The sequence below is a fragment of the Streptomyces sp. NPDC005195 genome, assembly GCF_040608315.1.
Lineage (GTDB): Bacteria > Actinomycetota > Actinomycetes > Streptomycetales > Streptomycetaceae > Streptomyces > Streptomyces kaempferi.
This window is the reverse complement of sequence record NZ_JBEXHZ010000013.1, coordinates 34,347-56,154: the sequence shown is the minus strand read 5'-3', so window position 1 is coordinate 56,154 and position 21,808 is coordinate 34,347. Positions and strand designations below refer to the sequence as shown.

Annotated in this window: 23 protein-coding genes, 1 other RNA gene and 1 pseudogene; 13 read left to right on the top strand and 12 right to left on the bottom strand. The window is 72.1% G+C overall.

Annotated features, from left to right (window positions below):
• Nucleotides 1–43 precede the first annotated feature (43 nt).
• A complete protein-coding gene (locus ABZV34_RS16790) occupies nucleotides 44–778 on the top strand; it encodes a histidine phosphatase family protein (RefSeq protein ID WP_356276330.1) in 735 nt (244 codons plus the stop codon).
• A 127-nt stretch (nucleotides 779–905) separates the two neighbouring features.
• On the opposite strand, the gene ABZV34_RS16785 is transcribed toward ABZV34_RS16790, so the two are convergent.
• Complete coding sequence (locus tag ABZV34_RS16785; RefSeq protein ID WP_356276327.1) at nucleotides 906–1,928, bottom strand: LacI family DNA-binding transcriptional regulator; 1,023 nt, start codon at nucleotides 1,926–1,928, stop codon at nucleotides 906–908.
• A 123-nt stretch (nucleotides 1,929–2,051) separates the two neighbouring features.
• On the opposite strand from ABZV34_RS16785, the gene ABZV34_RS16780 reads away from it, so the two are divergent.
• The 3 genes from ABZV34_RS16780 (at nucleotide 2,052) to ABZV34_RS16770 (ending at nucleotide 5,090) form a co-directional block, all read left to right on the top strand.
• On the top strand, nucleotides 2,052–3,218 hold the full coding sequence (locus ABZV34_RS16780; RefSeq protein ID WP_356276324.1) for a phytanoyl-CoA dioxygenase family protein: 1,167 nt from the start codon (nucleotides 2,052–2,054) through the stop codon (nucleotides 3,216–3,218).
• 23 nt (nucleotides 3,219–3,241) lie between these two features.
• A complete protein-coding gene (locus tag ABZV34_RS16775; protein ID WP_356276321.1) occupies nucleotides 3,242–4,006 on the top strand; it encodes an SDR family oxidoreductase in 765 nt (254 codons plus the stop codon).
• A 79-nt stretch (nucleotides 4,007–4,085) separates the two neighbouring features.
• Nucleotides 4,086–5,090, top strand: a complete 1,005-nt coding sequence (locus ABZV34_RS16770) for a Gfo/Idh/MocA family oxidoreductase (protein ID WP_356276318.1) — start codon at nucleotides 4,086–4,088, stop codon at nucleotides 5,088–5,090.
• Nucleotides 5,091–5,115: 25 nt separating this feature from the next.
• Here the strand turns inward: ABZV34_RS16770 and ABZV34_RS16765 are convergent, their stop codons facing one another.
• Nucleotides 5,116–5,325, bottom strand: coding sequence for a DUF397 domain-containing protein (locus ABZV34_RS16765; RefSeq protein ID WP_356276315.1), 210 nt, complete (start codon nucleotides 5,323–5,325; stop codon nucleotides 5,116–5,118).
• The gene (locus ABZV34_RS16760; protein WP_356276313.1) at nucleotides 5,307–6,149 is read right to left on the bottom strand and encodes a helix-turn-helix transcriptional regulator; all 843 of its coding nucleotides are present in this window, start codon (nucleotides 6,147–6,149) and stop codon (nucleotides 5,307–5,309) included. The genes ABZV34_RS16765 and ABZV34_RS16760 overlap by 19 nt, the downstream gene beginning before the upstream one ends.
• Nucleotides 6,150–6,357: 208 nt before the next feature.
• Here ABZV34_RS16760 and ABZV34_RS16755 point away from each other — a divergent pair, with 208 nt between their 5' ends.
• The 3 genes from ABZV34_RS16755 to ABZV34_RS16745 all read left to right on the top strand — a co-directional run bounded on the left by ABZV34_RS16755 (nucleotide 6,358) and on the right by ABZV34_RS16745 (nucleotide 7,357).
• Entirely contained in the window at nucleotides 6,358–6,573 is a 216-nt protein-coding gene (locus ABZV34_RS16755; RefSeq protein WP_168527863.1) for a hypothetical protein, read from the top strand.
• Complete coding sequence (locus ABZV34_RS16750) at nucleotides 6,570–6,794, top strand: hypothetical protein (protein ID WP_356276310.1); 225 nt, start codon at nucleotides 6,570–6,572, stop codon at nucleotides 6,792–6,794. Before ABZV34_RS16755 ends, ABZV34_RS16750 begins: the two co-directional genes overlap by 4 nt.
• A 377-nt stretch (nucleotides 6,795–7,171) precedes the next feature.
• Entirely contained in the window at nucleotides 7,172–7,357 is a 186-nt protein-coding gene (locus tag ABZV34_RS16745; protein WP_356276307.1) for a hypothetical protein, read from the top strand.
• 597 nt (nucleotides 7,358–7,954) lie between these two features.
• Here the strand turns inward: ABZV34_RS16745 and ABZV34_RS16740 are convergent.
• Nucleotides 7,955–8,413: a MarR family transcriptional regulator gene (locus ABZV34_RS16740; protein WP_356276304.1), complete on the bottom strand. Its 459-nt coding sequence runs from the start codon at nucleotides 8,411–8,413 to the stop codon at nucleotides 7,955–7,957.
• A gap of 62 nt (nucleotides 8,414–8,475) precedes the next feature.
• Between ABZV34_RS16740 and ABZV34_RS16735 the strand changes: the two genes are divergently transcribed.
• The gene (locus tag ABZV34_RS16735) at nucleotides 8,476–8,844 is read left to right on the top strand and encodes a VOC family protein (RefSeq protein ID WP_356276301.1); all 369 of its coding nucleotides are present in this window, start codon (nucleotides 8,476–8,478) and stop codon (nucleotides 8,842–8,844) included.
• A gap of 377 nt (nucleotides 8,845–9,221) precedes the next feature.
• Here the strand turns inward: ABZV34_RS16735 and rnpB are convergent.
• The 4 genes and pseudogenes from rnpB to ABZV34_RS16715 all read right to left on the bottom strand — a co-directional run bounded on the left by rnpB (nucleotide 9,222) and on the right by ABZV34_RS16715 (nucleotide 13,036).
• An RNA gene (gene rnpB / locus ABZV34_RS16730) (RNase P RNA component class A) lies at nucleotides 9,222–9,625 on the bottom strand.
• A gap of 118 nt (nucleotides 9,626–9,743) precedes the next feature.
• A pseudogene (locus tag ABZV34_RS16725) lies at nucleotides 9,744–10,532 on the bottom strand (DMT family transporter); the annotation flags it as partial.
• A 74-nt stretch (nucleotides 10,533–10,606) separates the two neighbouring features.
• On the bottom strand, nucleotides 10,607–11,431 hold the full coding sequence (locus tag ABZV34_RS16720) for an AraC family transcriptional regulator (RefSeq protein ID WP_356276298.1): 825 nt from the start codon (nucleotides 11,429–11,431) through the stop codon (nucleotides 10,607–10,609).
• A 171-nt stretch (nucleotides 11,432–11,602) separates the two neighbouring features.
• Nucleotides 11,603–13,036, bottom strand: a complete 1,434-nt coding sequence (locus ABZV34_RS16715; RefSeq protein WP_356276295.1) for an RNB domain-containing ribonuclease — start codon at nucleotides 13,034–13,036, stop codon at nucleotides 11,603–11,605.
• A 95-nt stretch (nucleotides 13,037–13,131) separates the two neighbouring features.
• On the opposite strand from ABZV34_RS16715, the gene yaaA reads away from it, so the two are divergent.
• Nucleotides 13,132–13,932, top strand: a complete 801-nt coding sequence (yaaA, locus tag ABZV34_RS16710; RefSeq protein ID WP_356276292.1) for a peroxide stress protein YaaA — start codon at nucleotides 13,132–13,134, stop codon at nucleotides 13,930–13,932.
• 99 nt (nucleotides 13,933–14,031) lie between these two features.
• Nucleotides 14,032–14,742, top strand: coding sequence for a bifunctional 4-hydroxy-2-oxoglutarate aldolase/2-dehydro-3-deoxy-phosphogluconate aldolase (gene eda, locus ABZV34_RS16705; RefSeq protein ID WP_356276289.1), 711 nt, complete (start codon nucleotides 14,032–14,034; stop codon nucleotides 14,740–14,742).
• A 15-nt stretch (nucleotides 14,743–14,757) separates the two neighbouring features.
• On the opposite strand, the gene ABZV34_RS16700 is transcribed toward eda, so the two are convergent.
• Nucleotides 14,758–15,780, bottom strand: a complete 1,023-nt coding sequence (locus tag ABZV34_RS16700) for an NAD(P)-dependent alcohol dehydrogenase (RefSeq protein WP_356276286.1) — start codon at nucleotides 15,778–15,780, stop codon at nucleotides 14,758–14,760.
• 173 nt (nucleotides 15,781–15,953) lie between these two features.
• Here ABZV34_RS16700 and ABZV34_RS16695 point away from each other — a divergent pair, with 173 nt between their 5' ends.
• Nucleotides 15,954–16,793: a helix-turn-helix transcriptional regulator gene (locus ABZV34_RS16695; RefSeq protein WP_356276283.1), complete on the top strand. Its 840-nt coding sequence runs from the start codon at nucleotides 15,954–15,956 to the stop codon at nucleotides 16,791–16,793.
• On the opposite strand, the gene ABZV34_RS16690 is transcribed toward ABZV34_RS16695, so the two are convergent.
• The 3 genes from ABZV34_RS16690 to ABZV34_RS16680 are packed head-to-tail and all read right to left on the bottom strand — an operon-like array spanning nucleotide 16,768 to nucleotide 19,798.
• Nucleotides 16,768–18,186, bottom strand: coding sequence for a bifunctional RNase H/acid phosphatase (locus ABZV34_RS16690; protein WP_356276280.1), 1,419 nt, complete (start codon nucleotides 18,184–18,186; stop codon nucleotides 16,768–16,770). The two genes, ABZV34_RS16695 and ABZV34_RS16690, sit on opposite strands and share 26 nt — an antisense overlap.
• An 11-nt stretch (nucleotides 18,187–18,197) precedes the next feature.
• Nucleotides 18,198–18,941: a C4-type zinc ribbon domain-containing protein gene (locus ABZV34_RS16685; RefSeq protein ID WP_356276597.1), complete on the bottom strand. Its 744-nt coding sequence runs from the start codon at nucleotides 18,939–18,941 to the stop codon at nucleotides 18,198–18,200.
• Nucleotides 18,938–19,798, bottom strand: a complete 861-nt coding sequence (locus tag ABZV34_RS16680) for a Nif3-like dinuclear metal center hexameric protein (protein WP_356276277.1) — start codon at nucleotides 19,796–19,798, stop codon at nucleotides 18,938–18,940. The genes ABZV34_RS16685 and ABZV34_RS16680 overlap by 4 nt, the downstream gene beginning before the upstream one ends.
• 253 nt (nucleotides 19,799–20,051) lie before the next feature.
• Between ABZV34_RS16680 and ABZV34_RS16675 the strand changes: the two genes are divergently transcribed.
• Together ABZV34_RS16675 and ABZV34_RS16670 are read left to right on the top strand one after the other, a co-directional pair.
• Complete coding sequence (locus ABZV34_RS16675) at nucleotides 20,052–21,446, top strand: hypothetical protein (RefSeq protein ID WP_356276274.1); 1,395 nt, start codon at nucleotides 20,052–20,054, stop codon at nucleotides 21,444–21,446.
• A 58-nt stretch (nucleotides 21,447–21,504) separates the two neighbouring features.
• On the top strand, nucleotides 21,505–21,672 hold the full coding sequence (locus ABZV34_RS16670) for a hypothetical protein (protein WP_356276271.1): 168 nt from the start codon (nucleotides 21,505–21,507) through the stop codon (nucleotides 21,670–21,672).
• The last annotated feature ends 136 nt before the right edge of the window (nucleotides 21,673–21,808 follow it).

The window sequence follows — 21,808 nt, the reverse complement described above, 5'->3', positions numbered from 1 at the left end:
GGGGGCGCCGAACCGCCGTACCGCCGTCTGAGAGGGTGACCGCATGCGCCTGATTCTCGTCCGCCACGGACAGACACCGTCCAATGTGGAGTTCCTGCTGGACACCGCCGCGCCGGGACCAGGGCTCACGGCCCTCGGGGAGAAACAGGCCGCCGCGCTGCCCCGGGCACTGGCGGACGAGCGGATCGACGCGCTGTACGCCTCCACGCTGACCCGCGCCCGGCTGACCGCCGCCCCGCTGGCGGCCGCGCGCGGGCTGGAGGTACGTGTCCGGGAGGGCATCCGCGAGCTGTCCGCCGGGGACCTGGAGATGCTGCGCGGGGACACCGAGGAGGCGCGGGTGTACCTCACGACGGCGTTCGCCTGGGCGTCCGGGGACACCACGCTGCGGATGCCGGGCGGGGAGAGCGGCGCGGAGGCGCTGGACCGGTTCGACACGGTGGTCGCGGAGGCCGCGGCAAGCGGGGCCGGTGCCGGTGCCGTCGCGATGGTCAGTCACGGCGCCGCGATCCGGGTGTGGACGGCGGCACGCGCGCACAACGTCGAGGTGTCCTTCGCCACCGGCCACCGGCTGGACAACACGGACGTGGTGATCCTGGAGGGTTCCCCGGCGGACGGCTGGACGGCCGTGTCCTGGGCCGGCACACCGCTGGGCGACGCGACTTCCGGCCGGGAGAGCGGGCCGACGGGACAGCCGCTGGGTCCCGCGGGGGAACCGCCGGTACCGAACGAACAGCCCGCCGTACCGAACGAGCAGCCCGCCGTACCGAACGAGTAGCCCGCCGTACGAGTAGCCCGCCGTACGAGCAGCCCGCCCGCGCCGACGGACTGCCGCCGGGCGGGGGATCACCGGGCGGGGACGGACTGCCGCCGGGCGGGCACGCCATCGGGTCCCCGCGGGCACCTCATCCCGGCGGCATGTTGAACGGCGTGACCACCTGGATCGCCGACGGGAGGGGCGGGCCCTCGTCCGGGAGGGCCTGGTGGGCCCGCATGATGGTCTGGCAGGCGCGGCGCATGTCCTGGCGCAGGTCGTGGTGGAGCACCGCGGACAGCCGCCGCTCCCCCAGGAGCCTGGTGTTGTCGTGGTCCAGGTCGTGGGCGACGAAGGCCAGCAGGTCCCTGCCGAGCGCGTCGAAGGCCTCGATGGTCGCGGTGTTCCCGCCGCCGATGGAGTAGACGGCGTTGATCTCCGGATCCCGCTGCAGGGCCTCGCGGACGAGCTCCCGCTGGGTGGAGTCGAGCCCGTCGCTGTCGGTGACCTCGACCAGCCGGCGTTCCGGCCGCGCGGCGCGCATCTCGCTGCGGAAGCCCATCTCGCGCTCCTCCTCGTTGCGGAAGGAGCCCCGGCTGATGGTGACGAGCACATGGCCGGGACCGTCGCCGAGCCACTGCCGGATCAGGTAGGCGGCGGTCGCTCCGGCGGCCCGGTTGTCGATGCCGACGTACGCCCTGCGCGGGCTGCTGGGCAGGTCCGTCACGAGCGTGACCACGGGGATGCCGGCCGCCACCAGGCGTCCGACCGCGGTGGTGACCTCGGGCACGTCGGGCGCCTTGAGGATCACCCCCTGCGAGCCGCGCGCGGCGATCCTGTCGAGGTCCTTCACCAGCTCCGCCGCGGGGTCCGTCTCCCGGAAGTGGAAGCGTGAGCGCACGATCGCCGGGTGCAGGGACGGCAGTTCGGCCTCCAGGGCGTCGCGCACCGCGGAGGAGAACCGCTCCGGGGTCTGCATCACGATGTCGATCATGAAGGTGCGGCCGCCGATACGGACCTGGGTGCGCTGGCGGTCCAGGTCCTCGATGGCCTGCCGCACCTCCCGGGCCGTGCTGTCGCGGACGCCGCCCCGGTGGTTGAGGACCCGGTCGACCGTCGCCTCGCTCAGACCGGCCTGACGGGCGATCTCACGGATCGTATAGGGGTGTCCCATGGCTGTTCCCTGTTCTCTGTTCCCCGTGGTCGCTGATGGGTTTTTGATGGGTTTCTGCTCATTGAATGATGGGCTCGGGTTCATAAGACTGACGGAAACGGCCGCGCGGCGAAAGGACCCTGCATGGCTTCCCAGGACGCGGGACCACGGGTGTGGCTGAGCGGGGACGCGGACTGCGACCTCGACGCCTTCCGCGCACTGGTGGCCGAACGCACCGATCCGCGCGACTACCCGCACGCCGCCGAAGTCGAGCGGAACGTCCCGCTCTACGACAGCGACCGTGTCCGGGCGGCCGACCCGACGGCCGTGCGGACCGAGTGGGTGCGCGCGCTGCTGGACGGGCCCGGCATCGTGGTGCTCCGGGGCGCGTTCGCGGACCTGGACCTGGTGGACCGGGCGTCGGACGTGTTCCGGTCGCTGATCGAGCGGGAGCGGGCGAGCGGTACGGCCCGCGGCGACCACTTCGCGCGGCCCGGCGCCAACGACCGGGTGTGGAGCGCCCTGGACAAGACGGCCCTGCACGCTCCCGACGTCTTCGCCGACTACTACGCCAACGACATGCTGGCCCTGGTCTGCGAGGCCTGGCTCGGCCCCGGCTACCAGGTCACCTCCCAGATCAACGTGGTCAACCCGGGCGGCGCGGCGCAGAGTGTGCACCGGGACTACCACCTCGGTTTCCTCTCCGACGAGCGCGCGGCCCGCTACCCGGCGCACGTCCACCGGCTCTCCCCCGCGCTCACCCTGCAGGGCGCGGTGGCGCACTGCGACATGCCCGTGGAGTCCGGCCCGACGCTGTACCTGCCGCACTCCCAGAAGTACGAGCCCGGCTACCTGGCCTGGCGGCGCCCTGACTTCACCGCGTACTTCGAGGAGCACCACGTACAGCTCCCGCTGGCCAAGGGGGACGCGGTCTTCTTCAACCCCGCGCTCTTCCACGCGGCGGGCCACAACCGCACGACGGACGTCAGGCGGATGGCGAACCTGCTGCAGGTCTCCTCCGCCTTCGGCCGCGCGATGGAGACGGTGGACCGGGAGTCGATGGTGAACGCGCTGTTCCCGGTGCTGCTGCGGCGCCGGAGCGCGGGCGTCGGCGAGGCGTGGCTGCGCCGGGTGGTGGCGGCCTGCGCGGAGGGCTACCCGTTCCCCACGGACCTCGATCTGGACCCGCCGCTGGAGGGGCTCGCCCCGCCGTCCCAGGCCGACACGGTGTGGCGGGCCCTGACGGAGGAGTGGAGCCCCCGGCGGCTGCGCCAGGAACTGCGGGACGGCGCCGAGCGCCGCCGCACTTGAGTACTCACGTCAGGGGAGAACCAATGGGACCACTTCTCGAGGACCGGGTCGTCCTCGTCAACGGCGGCAGTCAGGGCGTCGGCGCGGGTGTCGTACGGGCGGCCGTCCGCGAGGGCGCGGCGGTCGCGTTCACCGCGCGCCGCGCCGAACTCGGTGAGCGGTTCGCCGCGGAGACCGGCGCCACCTTCGTACGGGCCGATCTCGCCGATCCCGCGCAGGCGCGCGCCGCCGTCGAGCGGGTCGTGGCCACGCACGGACGGCTCGACTGTCTCGTCAACGCGGCGGGACTGACCTCGCGCGGCACCCTCCTGGACACCACACCCGAGCTCTTCGACGCGCACATCGCGGTCAACCTGCGGGCGCCGTTCTTCGCGATGCAGGCGGCGGTCCGGCACCTGGTGGACCGCGGGGCGCCGGGCACCGTCGTCAACATCATCACCTCCTCCGCGCACGGCGGACAGCCGTTCCTCGCCCCGTACGTGGCCGCCAAGTCCGGGCTCATGGGCCTCACCCGCAACGCGGCGCACGCCCACCGCTGGGACCGGATCCGGATCAACGGCCTGAACATCGGCTGGACGGACACCGAGGGCGAGGACGAGATCCAGCGCACCTTCCACGGCGCGGGCGACGACTGGCGGGAGGAGGCGGCGGGGAGCCGTCCGATGGGCCGGCTCGGCCAGGTCGACGAGATCGCCGACTTCGTCGTCTTCCTGCTCTCCGACCGCAGCGGTGTGGTCACCGGTTCGGTCGTCGACTGGGACCAGACCGTCTTCGGCGGACTCGACTGACATACGGCCCCGCTTCAGCCCCGCGGGGCTGCGCACAGGGCTGATGGTTACGGTATTCAGGCTTTAGGAGCAACTTCTCATGCGTATAGGCATCTTGGGACTGGGCCGGATCGGCGCCTTCCACACCGCGACGCTCGCGGGGCTCGACGCCGTGGACTCGCTGGTGGTCACCGACCCGGTGGCCGGGGCGGCCGCGGCGGCGGTCGAGCGTTTCGGGGCGACGGCGGTGGACTCCCCCGAGGCGGTGCTCGCCGCCGGGGTCGACGGCATCGTGGTGGCGGCCGCCACCGACGCGCACCCCGCGCTCATCCTGGCCGCGGTCGAGGCGGGCATCCCCGTCTTCTGCGAGAAGCCGGTGGCACGGACGGTCGAGGAGAGCGTCGCCGTCCTGCGCGCGGTCCAGGACAGCGGCGTCGAGGTCCACATCGGCTACAACCGGCGCTTCGACGCGGGCTGCGTGGCCGCGCGCAAGGCCGTGGTGAGCGGCGAACTCGGCAAGCTGCACACCGTACGCTCCACGACCCTGGACCCGGCGCCGCCACCGGCCGCGTACGTGGCGGTCTCCGGCGGCATCTTCCGCGACTGCGCCGTGCACGACTTCGACATCGTGCGCTGGGTCACCGGCCGCGAGGTGGTCGAGGTGTACGCGGCCGGGGGCAACCGGGGGGCCGAGTACATCGCCGAGGCGGGCGACGTCGACACCGCGTCGGCGATCCTCACCCTCGACGACGGCACCCTCGCGCTGGTGTCCAACTCCCGCCACAACGCCCGAGGTTACGACGTCCGCCTGGAACTGCACGGCATGCGCGACAGCATCGCCGTCGGCCTGGAGGACAAACTCCCCCTGCGCTCCGTGGAACCCGGCGCCACCTTCCCGGCCGGCACCCCGCACGACTTCTTCATGGACCGCTTCGCCCCCGCCTACCGCGCCGAACTGACCGCATTCACCGAGGTCGTCGCGGGCCGAGCCACCTCCCCGTGCACGGTCGCCGACGCGATCGAGGCGAGCTGGATCGCGGAGGCGTGCGCGTTGTCGTTGGCGGAGCACCGGCCGGTGCGGGTGGAGGAGGTACGACGGGGCTGAGCCGGTCCGGCGGGGTGCGGCCGGATCAGCGGGGCAGGCGGCCGCCCTTGACCGCGGCGACGAACGAGGCCCAGCCTCCGGCGGGGAACACGAGAACCGGCCCGTGCGGGACCTTGCTGTCCCGCACGGGGATGCCTGCGGGGAGGTCGTCGGAGACCTCCAGGCAGGCGCCGCCGTCCTGGTTGCTGTAGCTGCTCCTACGCCAAGAGGCGGCGGTCAGGTCGATGGATGGCACGTCGCTTCCTCCCACATCCGCCGGATGAACCTGCGCGACTCCACCGGCGTGAGCGCCAGGTCGCGCACCGCATCGTACGTCTTCTGCAAACGCACAACAGGCCCGGCTTCCTCGATGAGTTCGCCCCGGTATCCGTTCTCGGTGTACGCGACGGTCCTGCCCTCCGGAAGGAGCAGATACCACATGTCGGCGCTCATGAGACCGTGCAATCCCGCGCTCTGCAGCAGCACATGGACCGTCACGCTGGGACGTTCCGCGACTTCTTCCAGGTACTCAAGCTGCGCGCACCACTCGCCCGTGTCCCGCATCGGCGTCCGCAGCACCGCCTCCGAGAGGATGGTCCGGAACGACGGCGCGTCCTCCCCCTCCAACAACTCCCGTCGCCCCGTCCGCGCCTCGACCTGCTGCTCGAGCTCCTTGCCCTTGAGCCCGCCCGCCGCCAGCACCTCCCGCGCGTACCCCGGCGTCTGCAACAGCCCCGGCAGCACACTCACCGCGAAGTGCCACAGGCTCACCGCCTCCGCCTCCAGTGCCATGTAGCGCCGGTATCGCTCGCGGAACTGTGTATGGTCCCCGGCGGCCAGTTCCCAGAGCGCGAGCAGCAGCCCCGGCGTCCCATAGTGCTGATCCAGCGCCTGGACGACCTCCGGGCTGCCGAGCGTCTCGCCCTTCTCCATCTTCCCGAACAACGACCAGTCCCAGCCGAGCCGTTCGCCGAGCGCCCGCAGGCTCGTCCCGCTCCCGGCCCGCAGGGTCCGCAGTTCCTCCGCGAACCGCTGGCGTGGTTCCTGGCTGCGGCCGGTGATGACGCGGCGCTGCGGCATACCGCTCCCTTCGGGACGTTCGCGCGAGCGATGTGGAACGTGTGGAACCACGTCCGTACGGCGGGGAAGCACGGCCCCGTCCACAGCGTGGTCGGCCACGACCGGGCGCATTCTCGTCATACCCGGACTACGCAGCGTAATACGCCCAGCGCAGCCGGGTCATGGAATTGGTCATGGAATCCGCAGCACCGGACCGACAAGGACGCTGATGCCCCGCACGCCCAAGACCCAAGAAGCCCTGGACGCCCGTGACGCCCTCGCCTCCGCCCTCAGCAGGGCCGGCATCCAGCTCCCCGCGATGGACGTCCGGACCCCCTGGGCGGACGACGGCGAAGTCCGCTACGCGCTCGTGCACCTCGGTGTGTGCTCCGCGCCCGTGGCTCTGATGCTCGCGGACGTGATCCTCAGGGGGATCGCCGCATGACCGGGAACGCGGTACCCGGCGTCGGAGCGGCCGTCCACGACACCGTCCGCGACCGCGTCGGACGCGTCATGGGCCATGAGGGCCCGTATCTCCAGGTCCGCCCGCTCGGCGGCGGCGTCGAGTGGGACGCGGACCCGGGCCACCTCAGACCTCTGAGCCAGGACGAACTGCTGAGCGCCCTGGTCGCCGAGGCGAACGCCCGCAGCAGAAAGGCCGGATGACGGAACCACACGTACGGCGACCGGCACCACGCTCCACGGTGTGACCGAGGAAAGCGGGGAGACCCGGCCGACTGTCCGACGCGCCCTCGAAAGTCCCAAGTGGGGCGTGGAGTAACGGCTTTGACGTGCGCGCCACACGAAAGCAGGGCAAGGCGGTGTTCACCGAGGTGAACCTCCACCTCAAGAACGTTGGTGCCGCGCAGCAGTGCTACCGATTCGGAGAAGGAGCCGAAATTCGCCCTACAAGCGTCGCTCACTGCGACGACTCGGGCACGAAGTCCACTGATAACCTGACGCCCTGACGACGGGTCATCGAATACCGAGGGGCCGTTCCTGTACGGGATCGACCCCTCGGGCCACAGCCACGGAGAAACCGCATGGGTTCAGGGCTCGAATTCATATTCATCCCACTGTTCTTCTATGTGACACTGGCCGCGCTGCTGTGCGTGAAAATCACAGAGAAAAACTCCTGGAAAATGGGGTTACTGTTCGCAACAGTTCTCATATTCCTGCCCGCCGGCTCCCTCACCATTATCGGCATGTACGAAGCCGGCGCATTGTAGAGGGCAGGGAGTAGATGAAGATCCTCATCACCGCACTGGCCGTCGCATTCCTGTGTGCAGCCTACGCGTGGCCGGTGATTCCGCTGCTCATCTACCCGATGAACCGGCGACGCGGCTTTTGGGCAGCCCTCTACTGTTGCGCCGTCGGAATATTGTTCGGAGCCGGACCACACTACTCGCATTTCAATACAGGAGCATTCTTCGGAGCGGCCGTATTCACCTCCGCCTTTCGAGCGGTCACCGAAGCATCAGGCATATTGGAGAAACCTCGCAACGCGTGGCGGAATCGACACACAGCACCGGTGGAGTGAACCGGACGGCATCGCCCTGGCCAATATGGCCGACGTCCACCACCAGCTGTACGGCACCGTGGCCCACGCCGAATACACCGAGGCTTACAAGGACTACAAGTACTGGCGGCCGCTCCGCGTGCGGCTCACCGCGAGTCCGAACTCGACAGCCAGCGGCTGTCGCAAACCGGCTCATCGCAGAAGAAGACGCAGTCGGGGCCTGTCGGTCTTCGAGGTCGCCGGCACGGATTTTCACGCTCGGCCGCACTCCTGTCCGGACGCGACGAGACGTGCGCGGGGGAACGACCTACGCGCCGTCGTTGCCATCGCGCAGGGAATGGATCATGCCCTGCAGGATCCGGAACGCGGCCGACTGCTCGGCCTCGGTCATACCCGCCAGCATTCTGACCTCGACGGACCGGACCGCCACGGTCGCCTTCTCGAGGCTCCGTCGGCCGCGAGGCGTGAGCCGCGTGGGAAGAACCTTCCCGACGGGGGCCTCCGCAGGCCTGGTCACGTAGCCCTCCCGTTCCAGGGCCTGGAGCAGCACGTTCATCGACTGCCGTGTCACGAACGCGCCCCGCGCGAGCTCGGAGTTCGACAAGCCCGGTCGTTGAGCCAGCAGTTCGAGGCAGGAGTAGCGCGTCACGTTCATCCCGAGCGGCCGCAGCACCTCCTCCATGGCTGCGCGGAGGGCGCTCGACGCCTCTTTCAGCAGGTAGCCCAGTGACGTCTCCAGGTCGACGCCGGCACGGTCTTGATTCATGTCAGCATTCTGACATAGATTGCGCCGTGTCAGAAAGCTGACACGAAAGAAGGAGCATCACCATGCCCGCCACCGGCCCCGACTTCATCTCGCTCCAAGCACGCGACCTCGACGCTTCGCAGGCGTTCTACGAGCAGTACCTGGGCCTCGTCCGCTCGCCGGCCGGACCTCCGCACGCCGTCGTCTTCGAGACGAAGCCGATCGCGTTCGCACTCCGCGACGTCGTTCCCGGCACCGATCTCGCATCCGTCGCCCAGCCCGGCATCGGTGCCGCGATCTGGCTCCACGCCACGGACGTCCAGGCCATTCACGATGCTCTCGTCGCCGACGGTCACCCCATCGTCTCCGCACCGGTCGACGGCCCCTTCGGTCGGACATTCACCTTCGCCGACCCCGACGGTTACCAGGTCACCCTCCACGACCGCACCTGATCGGCCGAACGCCACCGGACACAGGATGCGATGCCTTCGACGACCGCAGGGGCGTCTACCGGCCCGCGCGGTGGACCACTTCGTCCTGGCGGATCAAAAAGAACCTCGCCCTGCCACCACTGTGTTGGTTCTGCCCGACGGCTCGATCGTGTCCGTCATGCCTACCCCGGTCGGGGCCAGCGCTATGTCTGATCGATCCGAACCAGCTGAGAGAGGCCGCGCGCCCCTCCGCCCCTGGGACTTCTCAGGGACTTTCAGCGCTGCCCGAGGGACTCCGAGGGGCTTTTCGCCGTCTGACGCGGCAAGTTCCCGAAAGATCGGAAAGGACCTCCGACACAGGTCAGAGGCCCTTTTCAAGGAAAAGCCGCAGGTGGCGGCAGACGAGTCGGGCTGTACGCCGGGTTCTGTCTCCCGGTCGCCTCGCGGCGGCCGGGGAGGCGGCCATCCATCTAGGGCCGGTGTTGCCACCGGCCTCGTGCGGTCTACCCGCGGACTCGGGCGAGCAGCCCTCGAACGTCCGCGCAGAGCGCTTTTTACGGCGCTCCTTTTGACCTTGCTCCGGGTGGGGTTTACCTAGCCGCCTGAGTCACCTCAGGCGCTGGTGGTCTCTTACACCACCGTTTCACCCTTACCGGGGACCGAGATCCCCGGCGGTCTGTTTTCTGTGGCACTGTCCCGCGGGTCACCCCGGGTGGCCGTTAGCCACCACCCTGCCCTGTGGAGCCCGGACGTTCCTCGGGAAGGTCCGCAAGGACCTCCACGCGGCCGTCCGCCCGGCTCGTCTGCCGTGTGGACCATGGTACCGGGCGCGCGGCCCGCCTCGGTCCGGCCGTCGCCGTCGCCAGCACCGAGCCGGCCAGGATGAGGGCGAAGGCCGCGAGGGTGCCGGGGGTCAGGCGTTCGTCCAGGAAGAGGGCTCCGGCGGCGACGGCGATCGCCGGGTTGACGTACGTGATCACCGTCGCCCGCGTCGGGCCCGCCTCCTTGATGAGTTCGAGGAAGGCCACGAAGGCGACCGCGGTGCAGATGACGCCGAGGCCCGCGAGAGCGGTCAGGACCTGGGCCGAGGGGGGCGAGGAAGGCCAGGTGGCGGCCGCCGCGGGGGCGTAGACCAGGGCCGCGAGGGCCAGGCAGGGGGCCGTGAGGTGGAGTGAGGGGACGTCCTTGAGGTGGCGGGCGGCTATGACCGGGGCCGTCGCGTAGCCGAGGACCGTCAGCAGCACCTCGGCGAGCGAGCGGGCGTCGCCGCCGGTCAGATGAGGGACGGTCAGGACCGCGACGCCGGACAGTCCGAGGGTCAGGCCCGACATGCGGCGGGCGCCCAGGCGTTCCGTGTCGCCGAAGAGACGGGCGGCGGCCACACCGACGATCGGCACGCCCGCGATGAGCAGGCCCGCCGTGGAACTGGAGAGGTGACGCTCGGCGTCCGTCAGGGTCCACCAAGGGATCATGATCTCGATGCACGCGAAGGCCAGCATGGGGCGCCAGTGGCTCCGTACGCTCCGGGTGAGGCCGGTGAGACCCCCTTGGCGGAGGGCGAAGGGCAGCAGCAGCGCGGCGCCCACCGCGCAGCGCGTGAACACCACCACGGACGGGGACACCCCGTCCACCGCCACTTTGATCATCAGGTAGGGGATGCCCCAGACCACTCCCATCAGGGAGAACAGGAACCAGCCGCGTGCAGTCATGCGGGCAGTGTGGGCCGGGTGGGGGACCTTCGTCTTGAACGCTGTTGCGCTGTGTCGGCGCGAGCAGCCTCGCCCTACGCCGACACACTCGCGCGGTACGCCGCCGGGGTCACCCCCAGCACCCTGCGGAACCAGCGCGTCAGATGTGCCTGGTCGGCGAAGCCCACGAGGGAGGCGACCTCGGCGGGGCGCAGACCGCGCTCCAGCAGGCCGCGGGCCCGGTTCACCCGGTGCTGCGCCAGCCAGGCGTACGGGGGCATGCCCATCGTCGTACGGAAGGCGCGCAGCAGTTGGTAGCGGGACAGGCCCAGGTCGGCGGCGAGGTCCGCGAGGGAGGGCGGGGTGAGGAGTTCGTCGGCGAGGCGGTCGCGGACCATGCGGGCGACGGTGCCCGCGCCGGGGATCGTGTCGCGGGCGGGGCGGGCCGTGGAATGGCGGCAGGCCAGGGCCGTGAGCAGCCAGGGGATGCGGGACTCGGCCTCCAGCGGGTCGGGGCAGTCGCTCAGGTCGGTGTGGGCGGCGCGCAGGGCGGCGGCCAGTTCGGGGTCGTCGATGACGGGATCACGGAAGTCGGGGGCAGTGCGGGTGCGGGTGCCTTCGGCGAGGAGGGCGGGCTGCGGGTACAGGGCGCGGTAGGCGTAGCCGTCGGGGATCGCGGGGCCGCCGGTGTGGGCCTCACCCGGGGCAAGGACGACGATGGAACCCGGGCCGGGGTGGATACGGCCGCCTCGGTAGTCGATGAACTCGGCGCCGCCGACACAGACGCCGACCGAGTACTCGTCGTGCGCGTGCGGGGCGTAGCGGTGGCTCTCGAAGCGGGCGGTGAGGAGGTCGAGGGGGTGGCCGTCGTGGCCGAGGGTGGCCCGGGTCCATCGGGTCTCTTCACGTCCTGCGCGCATGTTCGCTCTCCCCCGGTGTCGTCAGGGGTGCAACGCCGTTGCGGACGATTCCATGCCCGGCCTCCGGCTCGCGCCCGCTGTTCCTCGCACCACCGCCGCTGCCCGACCCCGGGCTGAAGATGCGGGCCCGCGCCGAAAGGTCGGCGGACAGGGACACAGCCACCGGTCCGTTCACGCCGGCGTGAACCGTACCTTCGTCGTGCCCGGGTCCGCTTCCGTGAGGCGTACCCGCAGGTGTTCGCCGAGGGGGAGCCTCGAGCGGCCGCCCGTGACGCGGGCGACGACGGCCGGGGACTCCAACTGCACCGTTCCGACGGTGGGGTCATGGTCCTGTACGTCGACCACGCAGGCCTCGAAGAGGTCGCCGACCCGGTCCTTGAGCAGTGCGGCCTCGACGATGTCGACGCACTCGCGCTCGACGGTGCCCGCGCGCCGGCTGCCCTCGGCCATCTCCTTGGGAAGGGCGTCGAGGGCGGCGAGGACCCACTCGGGAGGCTCCCGGTCCGCGGCGGCGGCGAGGCAGATCTCCGCGGCGTAGCGGTCGCCGAGGCGGCGCAGTGGGGCCGTGCAGTGGGCGTAGGGCGCGGCGACGGCCGCGTGGGAGGTGACCTCGGGGAGCAGGCCGTCGCGGAAGACCGTGTAGCCCGCGCCGCGCAGCAGTGTCGTGCACTCCTGGAGGAAGGCCGCGTGGTGCGGCCGGTGCGGGTCCAGGGACCGGATGAGCTGGGCGTACGAGACATGGTGCGGCCAGTCGATGCGCAAGGCCTTGGCGGTACGGCGCAGCCGGCCGACCGCGCCGTCGGGAGCGGCCGGGAGCGTGCGCAGGACGCCTGTGCCGTGGGCGAGCATCAGATCGGCCGCGGCCATCCCGGTGAGCAGGGAGATCTGGGCGTTCCAGGACTCGGTGGGCAGGGGGGCGCGGTAGGCGAGTACGTAGGTTCCGTCCTTCTCGACGATTTCCTGTTCGGGGACGTTGAGCGAGATGCCGCCGCGTTCCACTTCAAGGCGCTCGCGCAGCGCGCCGATGTCCTTGAGAAGGGCGAGGGGTTCCTCGGCCGTCCCCGCGTCGATCCGTTCCTGGACGTGCGCGTAGTCGAGCTTGGCGCGGCTCCGCACGAGGGCGCGGCGTACGTCGGTCGACTCGGTGCGGCCGTCCGCGTCCAGGTCCAGCGTCCACAGCACGGCCGGGCAGGTCTGGTCGGGGAGGAGGCTGGCCACGCCCTCGGAGAGCCGGGGCGGGTGGAGGGGGACGTTCCCGTCGGGGAAGTAGAGCGTGGTCACGCGGCGGTGTGCCTCGGCGTCCAGCGGACCGCCGGGTGTCACGAAGGCGGCGACGTCGGCGATCGCGTACCGCACGCGGTAGCCGCCCCTCTCGCGCCGTGCGAGGTGCATCGCCTGGTCGAGGTCGGTGGACGCCGGCGGGTCGATGGTGAAGAGGGGGATGTCCGTCGCGTCGTGGGAGGGCAGCCGGGGTGGCCGGGCCGCCTCCTCCAGGGCGTCGGGCGGGAAGCTCCCGGGTACGCCGAGCTCGGTGCGCAGGGCGCGCAGGGCGGCACCCAGGGGAGCCTCCGGTGCGCAGACGGCGCGCATGTGGCGGCAGGGCATGGGTCGAGCGTAGGACGCCCGCGCGCGGCGGGCACCCCGGGCCGCACCCCTTAGGCTGGCGCGCGGGCCACACCCACCCTGAGGAGAACACCACCGTGCTCGTGCTGCTGCCGCCCTCCGAGGGGAAGGCCCCCTCGGGCCGTGGAACCGCTCTGAAGCTGGAGTCGCTGTCCCTGCCCGGCCTCACCGAGGCACGTCGGGCGGTCCTCGACGAGCTGGCCGGGCTGTGCGCCGGTGACGAGGAGAAGGCCCGCGAGGTGCTCGGGCTGAGCGAGGGGCTGCGCGGGGAGATCGCCAAGAACACGGAGCTGCGCACCACCGGCGCGCGGCCGGCCGGAGAGATCTACACGGGGGTCCTGTACGACTCGCTGGACCTGGCCTCGCTGGACACGGCCGCGAAGCGGCGGGCGAGCCGGTCGCTGCTGGTGTTCTCGGGGCTGTGGGGCGCGGTCCGGGTGACGGACCGGATCCCCTCGTACCGCTGCTCGATGGGCGTGAAGCTGCCCGGTCTCGGGGCGCTCGGCGCGCACTGGCGGGCTCCGATGGCCGCCGCGCTGCCGGAGGCGGCCGGGAACGGACTGGTGCTCGATCTGCGGTCCTCGGCGTACACGGCCGCGTGGAAGCCGAGGGGCGAGGTCGCCGGGCGGACGGCGACGGTGCGGGTGCTGCACTCGCAGTGGGTGGACGGTGTCGAGAGGCGGTCGGTCGTCAGCCACTTCAACAAGGCGACGAAGGGCCGGATCGTACGGAGTCTGCTGAGCGCGGGCGCGGCGCCCAAGGACCCGGCCCAGCTGCTGGAGGCGCTGCGGGATCTCGGGTACGTGGTGGAGGCGAAAGCGCCGGCCGGCGCGGGCCGGCCGTGGGCGCTCGACGTGGTGGTGACCGAGATCCACTAGCGGCCGTCCGCCGGGCGTCGCACCGCACGATCCCCCCATGCGTTGCAGCATGCGCAACGACCTTTGCGCACGCTGCGCACCGCGGGCAGGATGACGGGCATGACCTCGTCACCGCCCTCGCCTTCGCCTGCCCCTGCGCCTGCTTCCGGTCCCGCGCCTGCTCCCGCGCCCGGTCCCGCGTTCGGCTCCGTGCTGGACCTCGCGCCCGTCATGCCCGTCGTCGTGGTCACGGACGCCGCCGACGCGGTGCCGCTGGCGCGGGCGCTGGTCGCGGGCGGACTGCCCGCCATCGAGGTGACGCTGCGGACCCCGGCAGCACTCGACGCCATCTGGGCGATCGCCGCCGAGGTGCCGCACGCGGTGGTCGGCGCCGGCACCGTCATCACGCCCGCCCAGGTGGCGGACACGGTGGCCGCCGGAGCGCGCTTCCTGGTCAGTCCGGGCTGGACGGACGGGCTGCTCGACGCCATGAAGGCGTCCGGGCTGCCGTTCCTGCCGGGAGTGTCCACGGCCTCGGAGGTCGTGGCGCTGCTGGAGAGGGGGGTGCGGGAGATGAAGTTCTTCCCCGCGCAGGCGGCGGGCGGGACGGCGTATCTCAGGTCACTGGCCGGACCGCTGCCGCAGGCGCGGTTCTGCCCGACCGGCGGCATCGCGCCGGACTGCGCCGCGGAGTACCTCGCGCTGCCCAACGTCGGGTGCGTGGGCGGCACCTGGATGCTTCCCGGTGACGCGATCGCGGCGAAGGACTGGGGCCGGATCGAGTCGCTGGCGAGGGACGCGGCGACGCGGTACGCCCAGTACGCCCGTTGAGACGCGGCACAGGGATCAGTTCACCCTGATGACGACCTTGCCGAAGGCCACGCCGCTCTCGTAGTACCGGAACGCCTCGCGCACCTCGTCGGTGCCGAAGCCGAAGACCCGGTCGACGACGGGACGCGTGCCGTGCAGCGCGAGCGCCCTGTTCATGGACTCGAAGTGGGCCCGGCTGCCGACGAACACCCGGCGGATGGTCGCCAGGCTCGACGCGTACGCCGCGTGGGAGATCTCGATGCCGGGCCGGCGCGGATTCCCGGTGATCAGGAGCACGATCTGCCCGTACAGCGCGGCGGCGCGCATCGACTGCTCGACGGTGTCGGGGCCGTTGGTCTCGACGACGAGGTCCGCGCCGCGCCCGCCGGTCAGCTCCCGCACGACGGAGCCCCAGGCGGGGTGTCGTGTGTAGTCGACGACATGGTCCGCGCCGAGCGCCTTGAGACGGTCGGCCTTGGCGGCGCTCGACGTCGTCGCCACGACCCGGGCGCCCAACATCTTGGCGAACTGCACGGCGAAGAGGGACAGGGCGCCGGTGCCGAGCGTGAGCACGGTCTGTCCCGGGGCGAGCGGGTCGCCGCCGGTGAGGGAGTGCCACGCGGTGACGCCGGCGCAGGGCAGACAGGCGGCCTCCTCCCAGGTCAGATGGTCCGGGACGCGTACCGCCGCCGCCTGGTCCAGTCGGGCGTACTCGGTGAGCATGCCGTCGAGAGTGGCACCCGGCTGGTCCAGGAGGTCCGGGGTGATCCGTCCGTCGAGCCAGTTCGGGAAGTACGTCCCCGCCACCCGGTCGCCGGCCACGAACCGGGTCACCTCTCCGCCCACCGCGACGACCTCTCCCGCGCCGTCGCTCACCGGGATCACGTCCGGTACGGCCCGCAGCGGGTACGTCCCCTTCATGATCAGCAGATCGCGCTTGTTGAGGGAGACGGCCCGGACGCGGACGAGGATCTCCCGGGGGCCGGGCTCGGGACGGGCCGTCTCGCGCGCGACGACGCCGTCGATGGTGCCGAGCGTCTCGAGGTGGTACGTACGCATGCCGCCCCCTGCGGTGTGTGTTCCGGGTGAACTCCTCGGATGCGTCGATGCTGTCCGGAGGGGAGCCGCGCCTCAATTCCCGGCAGGGTATGACGGATCACCCCGGGGTCGCGGCCGCACCGGCGCGCTCCCGATGACCTACCGCCGCCGTCCCGATGACGTACAACTGGTCCATGACCACCGGCATCGTGAGTGAACCTCCTCCCTTCGCACGGGAGTTGCTGCGGTGGCGCACCGCCCGCCGGGTCAGTCAGCTGGAGCTCGCCTCGCGGGCGGGGACGACACAGCGGTACGTCAGTTTCATCGAGCGCGGACGTTCGGTGCCCGGCAGGGAGATCGTGATCAGGCTCGCCGAGTCACTGGGTCTGACCCTGCGGGAGCGCAACTCGCTGCTGCTGGCGGCCGGTTACGCGCCGGCGTTCGGGGAGTCGCCGCTCGACGCGGTCGCGCTGCGGCCCGTACGGGAGGCCTTGCACAGCATCCTGGAGGGACACCTGCCCTATCCGGCGCTGGTGGCGGGGCCGCGGGGTGAACTCGTCGCGGCGAACGCGGCGTTCGAGGTACTCACGGAGGGAGCCGACGCCGAGCTGCTCGCCCCGCCGGTGAACGTGCTGCGGCTCGCGCTGCATCCGCGGGGCATGGGGCCACGGGTGGTGAACCTGGACGCGTGGGGGCGACACATCGTGGAGAGCCTCCGGGACCGGGCCGCGCGCAGCCCCGACCCGCTGCTCGACGCGCTGGCCGGGGAGCTGGCACGGTACGTGCCCGCGGGCGAGCCCGGCACCGACTACCTCGGCTTCGCCGTCCCGCTGCGACTGCGGTGCGCCGAGGGCGAGTTGAGGCTGCTCACCACACTGACGTCGTTCGCGACCGCCGTCGACGTGACGCTCGCCGAACTCCATCTGGAGGCGTTCCTGCCGGCGGACCGGGAGACGGCGGACATCCTCCGGGAGCGGGACGTCCGGCGGGCGGGGACCGGCGGCCGGGTCAGCGGAGGTGGGAGGTGTCGTTGAAGAGGCGCAGGCTGGCGTTGCCGTCCGCGTAGTACGCCACCGCGGACAGGGAGGCCGCGGACAGCTCCATGCGGAACAGCGACTCCGACGGGGCGCCGATCGCGAGCCGTACGAACGTCTTGATCGGGGTGACGTGGGTGACGAGCAGGACCGTGCGGCCCGCGTAGGAGGCGACCAGCCTGTCGCGGGTGGCGGCGATGCGCAGGGCGGTCGCCTCGAAGCTCTCGCCGCCGCCGGTGGGTTCGGCCTCCGGCGAGGCGAGCCAGGCGTTCAGGTCGTCGGGGTGGCGCTCGCGGACCTCGGCGAAGGTCAGGCCCTCCCAGGCGCCGAAGTCCGTCTCGCGCAGGCCGTCCTCGACGGTCACGTCGAGCCCGAGACGCGCGGCGACGGCTTCCGCGGTCTGCCGGGTCCGGGTGAGCGGGGAGGCCACGATCGCCTGGATCGTGCCGCGCGCGGCCAGCGCCGCGGCGACCCGCTCGGCCTGCTCCCGGCCGACGTCCGACAGCGAGGGGTCGGTGCCACCGCTGCCGGAGAACCGCTTCTGCGGGGTCAGCGGGGTCTCGCCGTGCCGCAGCAGCACGAAGGTGGCGGGCGCGCCCATGTCGGGGGCCGCGCCCCATCCGACGGCCGGCGCGGGGGTGGCCACGTTCCGCGCGGCCCGAGCGTCGTCCCGCGCGGCCCGTACGTCGTGCCGCGCTTCCCGTACGTTCTGTGCGGCCCGTTCGTCGTTCTCGGACGTCGCGGTGTCGACCTCGCAGGACGGGCTCGCGGAGGGAGTCGTCACGCCGCCGGACAGGGGGAGCTGGTCGCTCGGTTCCCCGCGCCCCGTGCGCGGCGTTGCCGAGCCCGGTGCTCTCAAGGCCGCGCGGGCCTTCGCCGCGCCCGCCGCCGCGTCGCCGGGCGGGCCCGGCGGCTCGGGCGTCGCGGGTCCCGTCGCCCTCGCGTCCAGCTCCGCCGTCGACCGCGACGGCGACCACCGCTCGCCCCGCTTCCCCGCGTCCATGGCCTCGTTGGCCAGGCGGTCGGCGTGCTTGTTCTGTTCGCGCGGGATCCACTCGTAGCCGACCTGCGCGGGCGGCAGGATCCGGGCCGCCTCGGCGGCCAGCGGCTTCATGTCCGGGTGCTTGATCTTCCAGCGGCCGGACATCTGCTCGACGACGAGCTTGGAGTCCATCCGGACCCGGACCGTGGCGGTCGGGTCCAGCTCGCGGGCCGCCGTCAGCCCGGCCACCAGGCCCCGGTACTCGGCGACGTTGTTGGTGGCGAAGCCGATGTACTCGGCGGCCTCCACCAGCGTCTCCCCCGTGACCGCGTCGATGACCACGGACCCGTACCCCGCGGGGCCCGGGTTGCCCCGGGAACCGCCGTCGGCCTCGACGATGAACTCCCGCACGCCCGTGGCCCCTACAGGCCGGACTCGGACGTGCGCACCAGGATCCGGCGGCAGTTCTCGCAGCGCAGCACGGTGTCCGGGGAGGCCTTCTTGACGTCGTTGACCTCGGTGATGTTGAGCTCCAGGCGGCAGCCCTCGCAGCGGCGCTGGTAGAGCCGGGCCGCACCGACGCCGCCCTGCTGGTCGCGCAGCTTCTCGTAGAGCTTGAGGAGATCGGCCGGGACCGAACCCGAGACGACGCCGCGCTCCTTCGTCGCCGTGGCCGTCTCACCGTCGAGGGACTCGAAGGCCGCGTCCCGGCGCCCGGTGGCGTCGTCGATCCTCGACTGGACGGAGGAGACCCGCTCGGTCAGTTCGGCGACCCGCTCCTGCGCGGACTCGCGGCGCTCCATGACCTCCAGGACGACGTCCTCGAGGTCGCCCTGCCGCTTGGCGAGGGAGGTGATCTCGCGCTGCAGGTTCTCCAGGTCCTTGGGGGAGGTCACGGCTCCCGAGTCCAGGCGCTGCTGGTCACGGGTGGCGCGCTGGCGCACCTGGTCGACGTCCTGCTCCGCCTTGGTCTGCTCGCGGGCGCAGTCGCTCTCCTCGGTCTGCGCGGCGACGAGCAGGTCGCGCAGCTGGGTGAGGTCCTTGTTCAGCGACTCGATCTCGGCGTGCTCGGGCAGCGACCTCCGCTTGTGCGCGAGCTGCTGCAGGCGTGCGTCCAGGGCCTGGACGTCGAGAAGTCGGATCTGGTCGGCGGGCGCGGCGTTCAGTTGGGGGCTCCAGATGTGTCGGTGTTCGAGGCCGCGTGGGCGGTCCAGGGGTCGGTGACCGTTGTCGAGACGTGGACCCTCAGGTCCCATCCGTGGCGGTCGGAGATCTCGTCGAGCTGGGTGGCGGCCAGCTCGCACCAGGGCCACTCGGTGGCCCAGTGCGCCGCGTCGAGCAGCGCGAGAGGACGGGGGGCGCGGACCGCCGTGAACTCCGACGCCGGGTGGTGGCGCAGGTCCGCGGTGAGGAAGGCGTCGACGCCCGCGGCACGCACGTCGTCGAAGAGGCCGTCGCCGGAGCCGCCGCTGACCGCGACGGTCCGTACGAGCGCGTCGGGGTCGCCGGCGACCCGGATGCCCTGCGCGGTGGCGGGCAGTCGCCCGGCGGCGCGCGCGGCGAACTCGCGGACGGTCACCGGGTGGTCCAGTTCACAGACGCGGCCGAGGCCACGGCGCCCTTCGGGGTCGGTCGGGTCCGGTACGAGGGGGCGTACGACACGGAGGTCGAGCGCGCCGGCCAGGGCGTCCGAGACACCGGGGTCGGCCTGGTCGGCGTTGGTGTGCGCGACGTGCAGCGCGATGTCGTTCTTGATGAGGGTGTGCACGACCCGGCCCTTGAAGGTGCCGGCCGCGACCGTCGTCGTCCCGCGCAGATAGAGCGGGTGATGGGTGACCAGCAGGTCGGCACCCAGCTTCACCGCCTCGTCGACGACGTCCTGGACCGGGTCGACCGCGAACAGGACCCGTGCGACCTGCTGGTCGGGGTCGCCGCAGACGGTGCCGACCGCGTCCCATCCCTCGGCCCTCCCGGGCGGCCAGAGGGCGTCGAGCGCGGCGATGACTTCAGACAGACGGGGCACGGGCAAAGGCTACCTGCCTCGCGTCCGTGTCCCACCGGTCGCGGGCTCTCCCGACCGGGCGGGCGGGCCGCCTCCGGGCCCGGGGACGGTGATCACCCCGGCCCCACCCCCTCCTTCGCGCCCCGCTCAGCACACCTGTCCCCGTTCCCTCAGGCGAATCGCGACTTGGCCACCCTTATGTGTGAAGCGGCCGGGCGTCGGTCCCGCGTCTGTGCGTACGAAAACTAGCTTCGTCGCCGGAGGTGACCGAGCGATGACGGCCTGTGCGACCGAACCAGCGGCAAACCACGAGAACCCGGCGAACCGGGAGAACCGGGAGAACCCGGAAAACTCGGAGCATCCGGAGAACGCGGATCACGGGAACGGGCGGGCCGGCCGCCCCGGATGCGTGATCACCGCCGACGGGACCTACGCGGCGCGTCTCGCGCTCGACGGCGAGTGCTGGTTCCCGGAGCGCTGGACGCTGGACGGCCCCGAGCCGTACGCCGTACCGCTGCCGTCCCACCAGCCGGAGGAGCCCGGCACCGAGGTGCTGCCGATGACCGACGGGCGGGTGCTGATCCACCGGGTGACGGCCGGACGGCACGCGTTCTCGCTGCTGTATCCGACCGGGCCAGGCACCGGGGAGCTGCCGCTCGGCGCGGTGGAGTGCCCGGAGGAGGGCTCCCGGCTGCGGCTGCTGCCGCCCGCGCCGGACGGGGAGCGCGCGTACGCCCTCGCCGTGGGACGGGGGTCCACGGCGGTCTGGCTGGTGGCGGGCGGCGCCTTCGGTCCCGAGCACCTCGCCGAGATCCCGGGCCGCTGTTCGGGCGGGGTGTGGCTGGACGGCACGGGACGCATGCTGGCGCTGGACCACTTCCAGGGCGGCCGGACCAAGACCGTGGTCGTCGACCTGGAGCGCGGCGGCGAGGTGTCACCGCTGCTGCAGATCGCCGAGGACAGCAACGACCGGCTGCTGCTCGCGGACGCCGACAGCGGGCTGCTGCTCATCCGCTCGGACGCGCCCTCACCGGGGCACGCCCGGCTGGGCTGGGGGGTGCTGGGGAGCACGCTCCCGGTCCGCTTCCCGGAGTGTCTGCGCGCCTCGGACTGCGCGGTGACGCCGTTCGCGATCCAGCCGGGGCAGGTGCTGACGCCGGAGCGCTGCGCGGTGGCCCTGCGGATCGACGGGCCGGCCGGGACCTGGGTGGGGATGTGGCGGCCCGTCGAGCGTCAGGTCCACCATCTCCCCCCGCCCGAGGGGTGGTTGGCGGGGGCGGGCCGGTTGACGGAGGACGGACTGCTCCAACTGCCCTACGCCACCGCGGCGGTGCCGTGCGGGGTGGCGTGGCTGGAGGCGCCGCCAGTTGCGGTGGACGCGGAGTGCGCCCGTCCACCGGAACGGGTGGCCGCGCGTCCGGTCCCGCTGCAACAGGCGCCCCTGACCGGCCGGGCCGCTCCGTCCGGCCGGCCGGGGGGACAGCAGGGCCGGCCCGTTCCGGCCGTTCCCGCCCTTCCGTTCGTTCCCGCCGTTCCGATCGTTCCGGTCGGTCCGGCCTTTCCGGTGGCCAGGGGCGAGCAGGGGGCCGGGGGCAGGACGCCCGGTGGATGGGAACGGGTGGAACTGGCCGGGGCTCATCCCGGTCACCCGCCGACGAAGCGGCCATGACCAGCGGTTAGAATCCCCCGGCTACAAAGAAGGATCTTGTTGACGGGGTGAACACCAGATGAGCGACATCAGCACCATGGAACCGCCGGTCACCGACGCCCAGGACGCCGCGGCGCAGGCCGCGGGCCAGGGCAGGCACCGGGGGCCGGTCTCCGGCCAGGACGACGAGGTCCTGCCGCACGGCCGGCACCGCAAGCCGTCCGGCCGGCCGGACAGATCGGCCTGACGACACGTCGGACCTACGACACGGCCCCGCTCACCCGAGGTGAGCGGGGCTGTGTCGTACCGTCGGCGTCCGCCGCGGGATCTCCCCCACGCCACCGGGGCCCGCTCGCGCGCCCGGGATCACCCGGTCACGCCGG

Bases quoted from the DNA above. Each gene is read 5' to 3' on its own strand.
- ABZV34_RS16790 (WP_356276330.1), top strand. From the start codon at position 44: ATGCGCCTGATTCTCGTCCGCCACGGACAGACACCGTCCAATGTGGAG.
- eda (WP_356276289.1), top strand. From the start codon at position 14,032: ATGACCTCGTCACCGCCCTCGCCTTCGCCTGCCCCTGCGCCTGCTTCC.
- ABZV34_RS16670 (WP_356276271.1), top strand. From the start codon at position 21,505: ATGAGCGACATCAGCACCATGGAACCGCCGGTCACCGACGCCCAGGAC.
- ABZV34_RS16760 (WP_356276313.1), bottom strand. From the start codon at position 6,149: ATGCCGCAGCGCCGCGTCATCACCGGCCGCAGCCAGGAACCACGCCAG.
- ABZV34_RS16675 (WP_356276274.1), top strand. From the start codon at position 20,052: ATGACGGCCTGTGCGACCGAACCAGCGGCAAACCACGAGAACCCGGCG.
- ABZV34_RS16755 (WP_168527863.1), top strand. From the start codon at position 6,358: ATGCCCCGCACGCCCAAGACCCAAGAAGCCCTGGACGCCCGTGACGCC.
- ABZV34_RS16785 (WP_356276327.1), bottom strand. From the start codon at position 1,928: ATGGGACACCCCTATACGATCCGTGAGATCGCCCGTCAGGCCGGTCTG.
- ABZV34_RS16780 (WP_356276324.1), top strand. From the start codon at position 2,052: ATGGCTTCCCAGGACGCGGGACCACGGGTGTGGCTGAGCGGGGACGCG.
- ABZV34_RS16745 (WP_356276307.1), top strand. From the start codon at position 7,172: ATGGGTTCAGGGCTCGAATTCATATTCATCCCACTGTTCTTCTATGTG.
- ABZV34_RS16700 (WP_356276286.1), bottom strand. From the start codon at position 15,780: ATGCGTACGTACCACCTCGAGACGCTCGGCACCATCGACGGCGTCGTC.
- ABZV34_RS16770 (WP_356276318.1), top strand. From the start codon at position 4,086: ATGCGTATAGGCATCTTGGGACTGGGCCGGATCGGCGCCTTCCACACC.
- ABZV34_RS16750 (WP_356276310.1), top strand. From the start codon at position 6,570: ATGACCGGGAACGCGGTACCCGGCGTCGGAGCGGCCGTCCACGACACC.
- ABZV34_RS16720 (WP_356276298.1), bottom strand. From the start codon at position 11,431: ATGCGCGCAGGACGTGAAGAGACCCGATGGACCCGGGCCACCCTCGGC.
- ABZV34_RS16695 (WP_356276283.1), top strand. From the start codon at position 15,954: ATGACCACCGGCATCGTGAGTGAACCTCCTCCCTTCGCACGGGAGTTG.
- ABZV34_RS16735 (WP_356276301.1), top strand. From the start codon at position 8,476: ATGCCCGCCACCGGCCCCGACTTCATCTCGCTCCAAGCACGCGACCTC.
- ABZV34_RS16740 (WP_356276304.1), bottom strand. From the start codon at position 8,413: ATGAATCAAGACCGTGCCGGCGTCGACCTGGAGACGTCACTGGGCTAC.
- ABZV34_RS16775 (WP_356276321.1), top strand. From the start codon at position 3,242: ATGGGACCACTTCTCGAGGACCGGGTCGTCCTCGTCAACGGCGGCAGT.
- ABZV34_RS16715 (WP_356276295.1), bottom strand. From the start codon at position 13,036: ATGCCCTGCCGCCACATGCGCGCCGTCTGCGCACCGGAGGCTCCCCTG.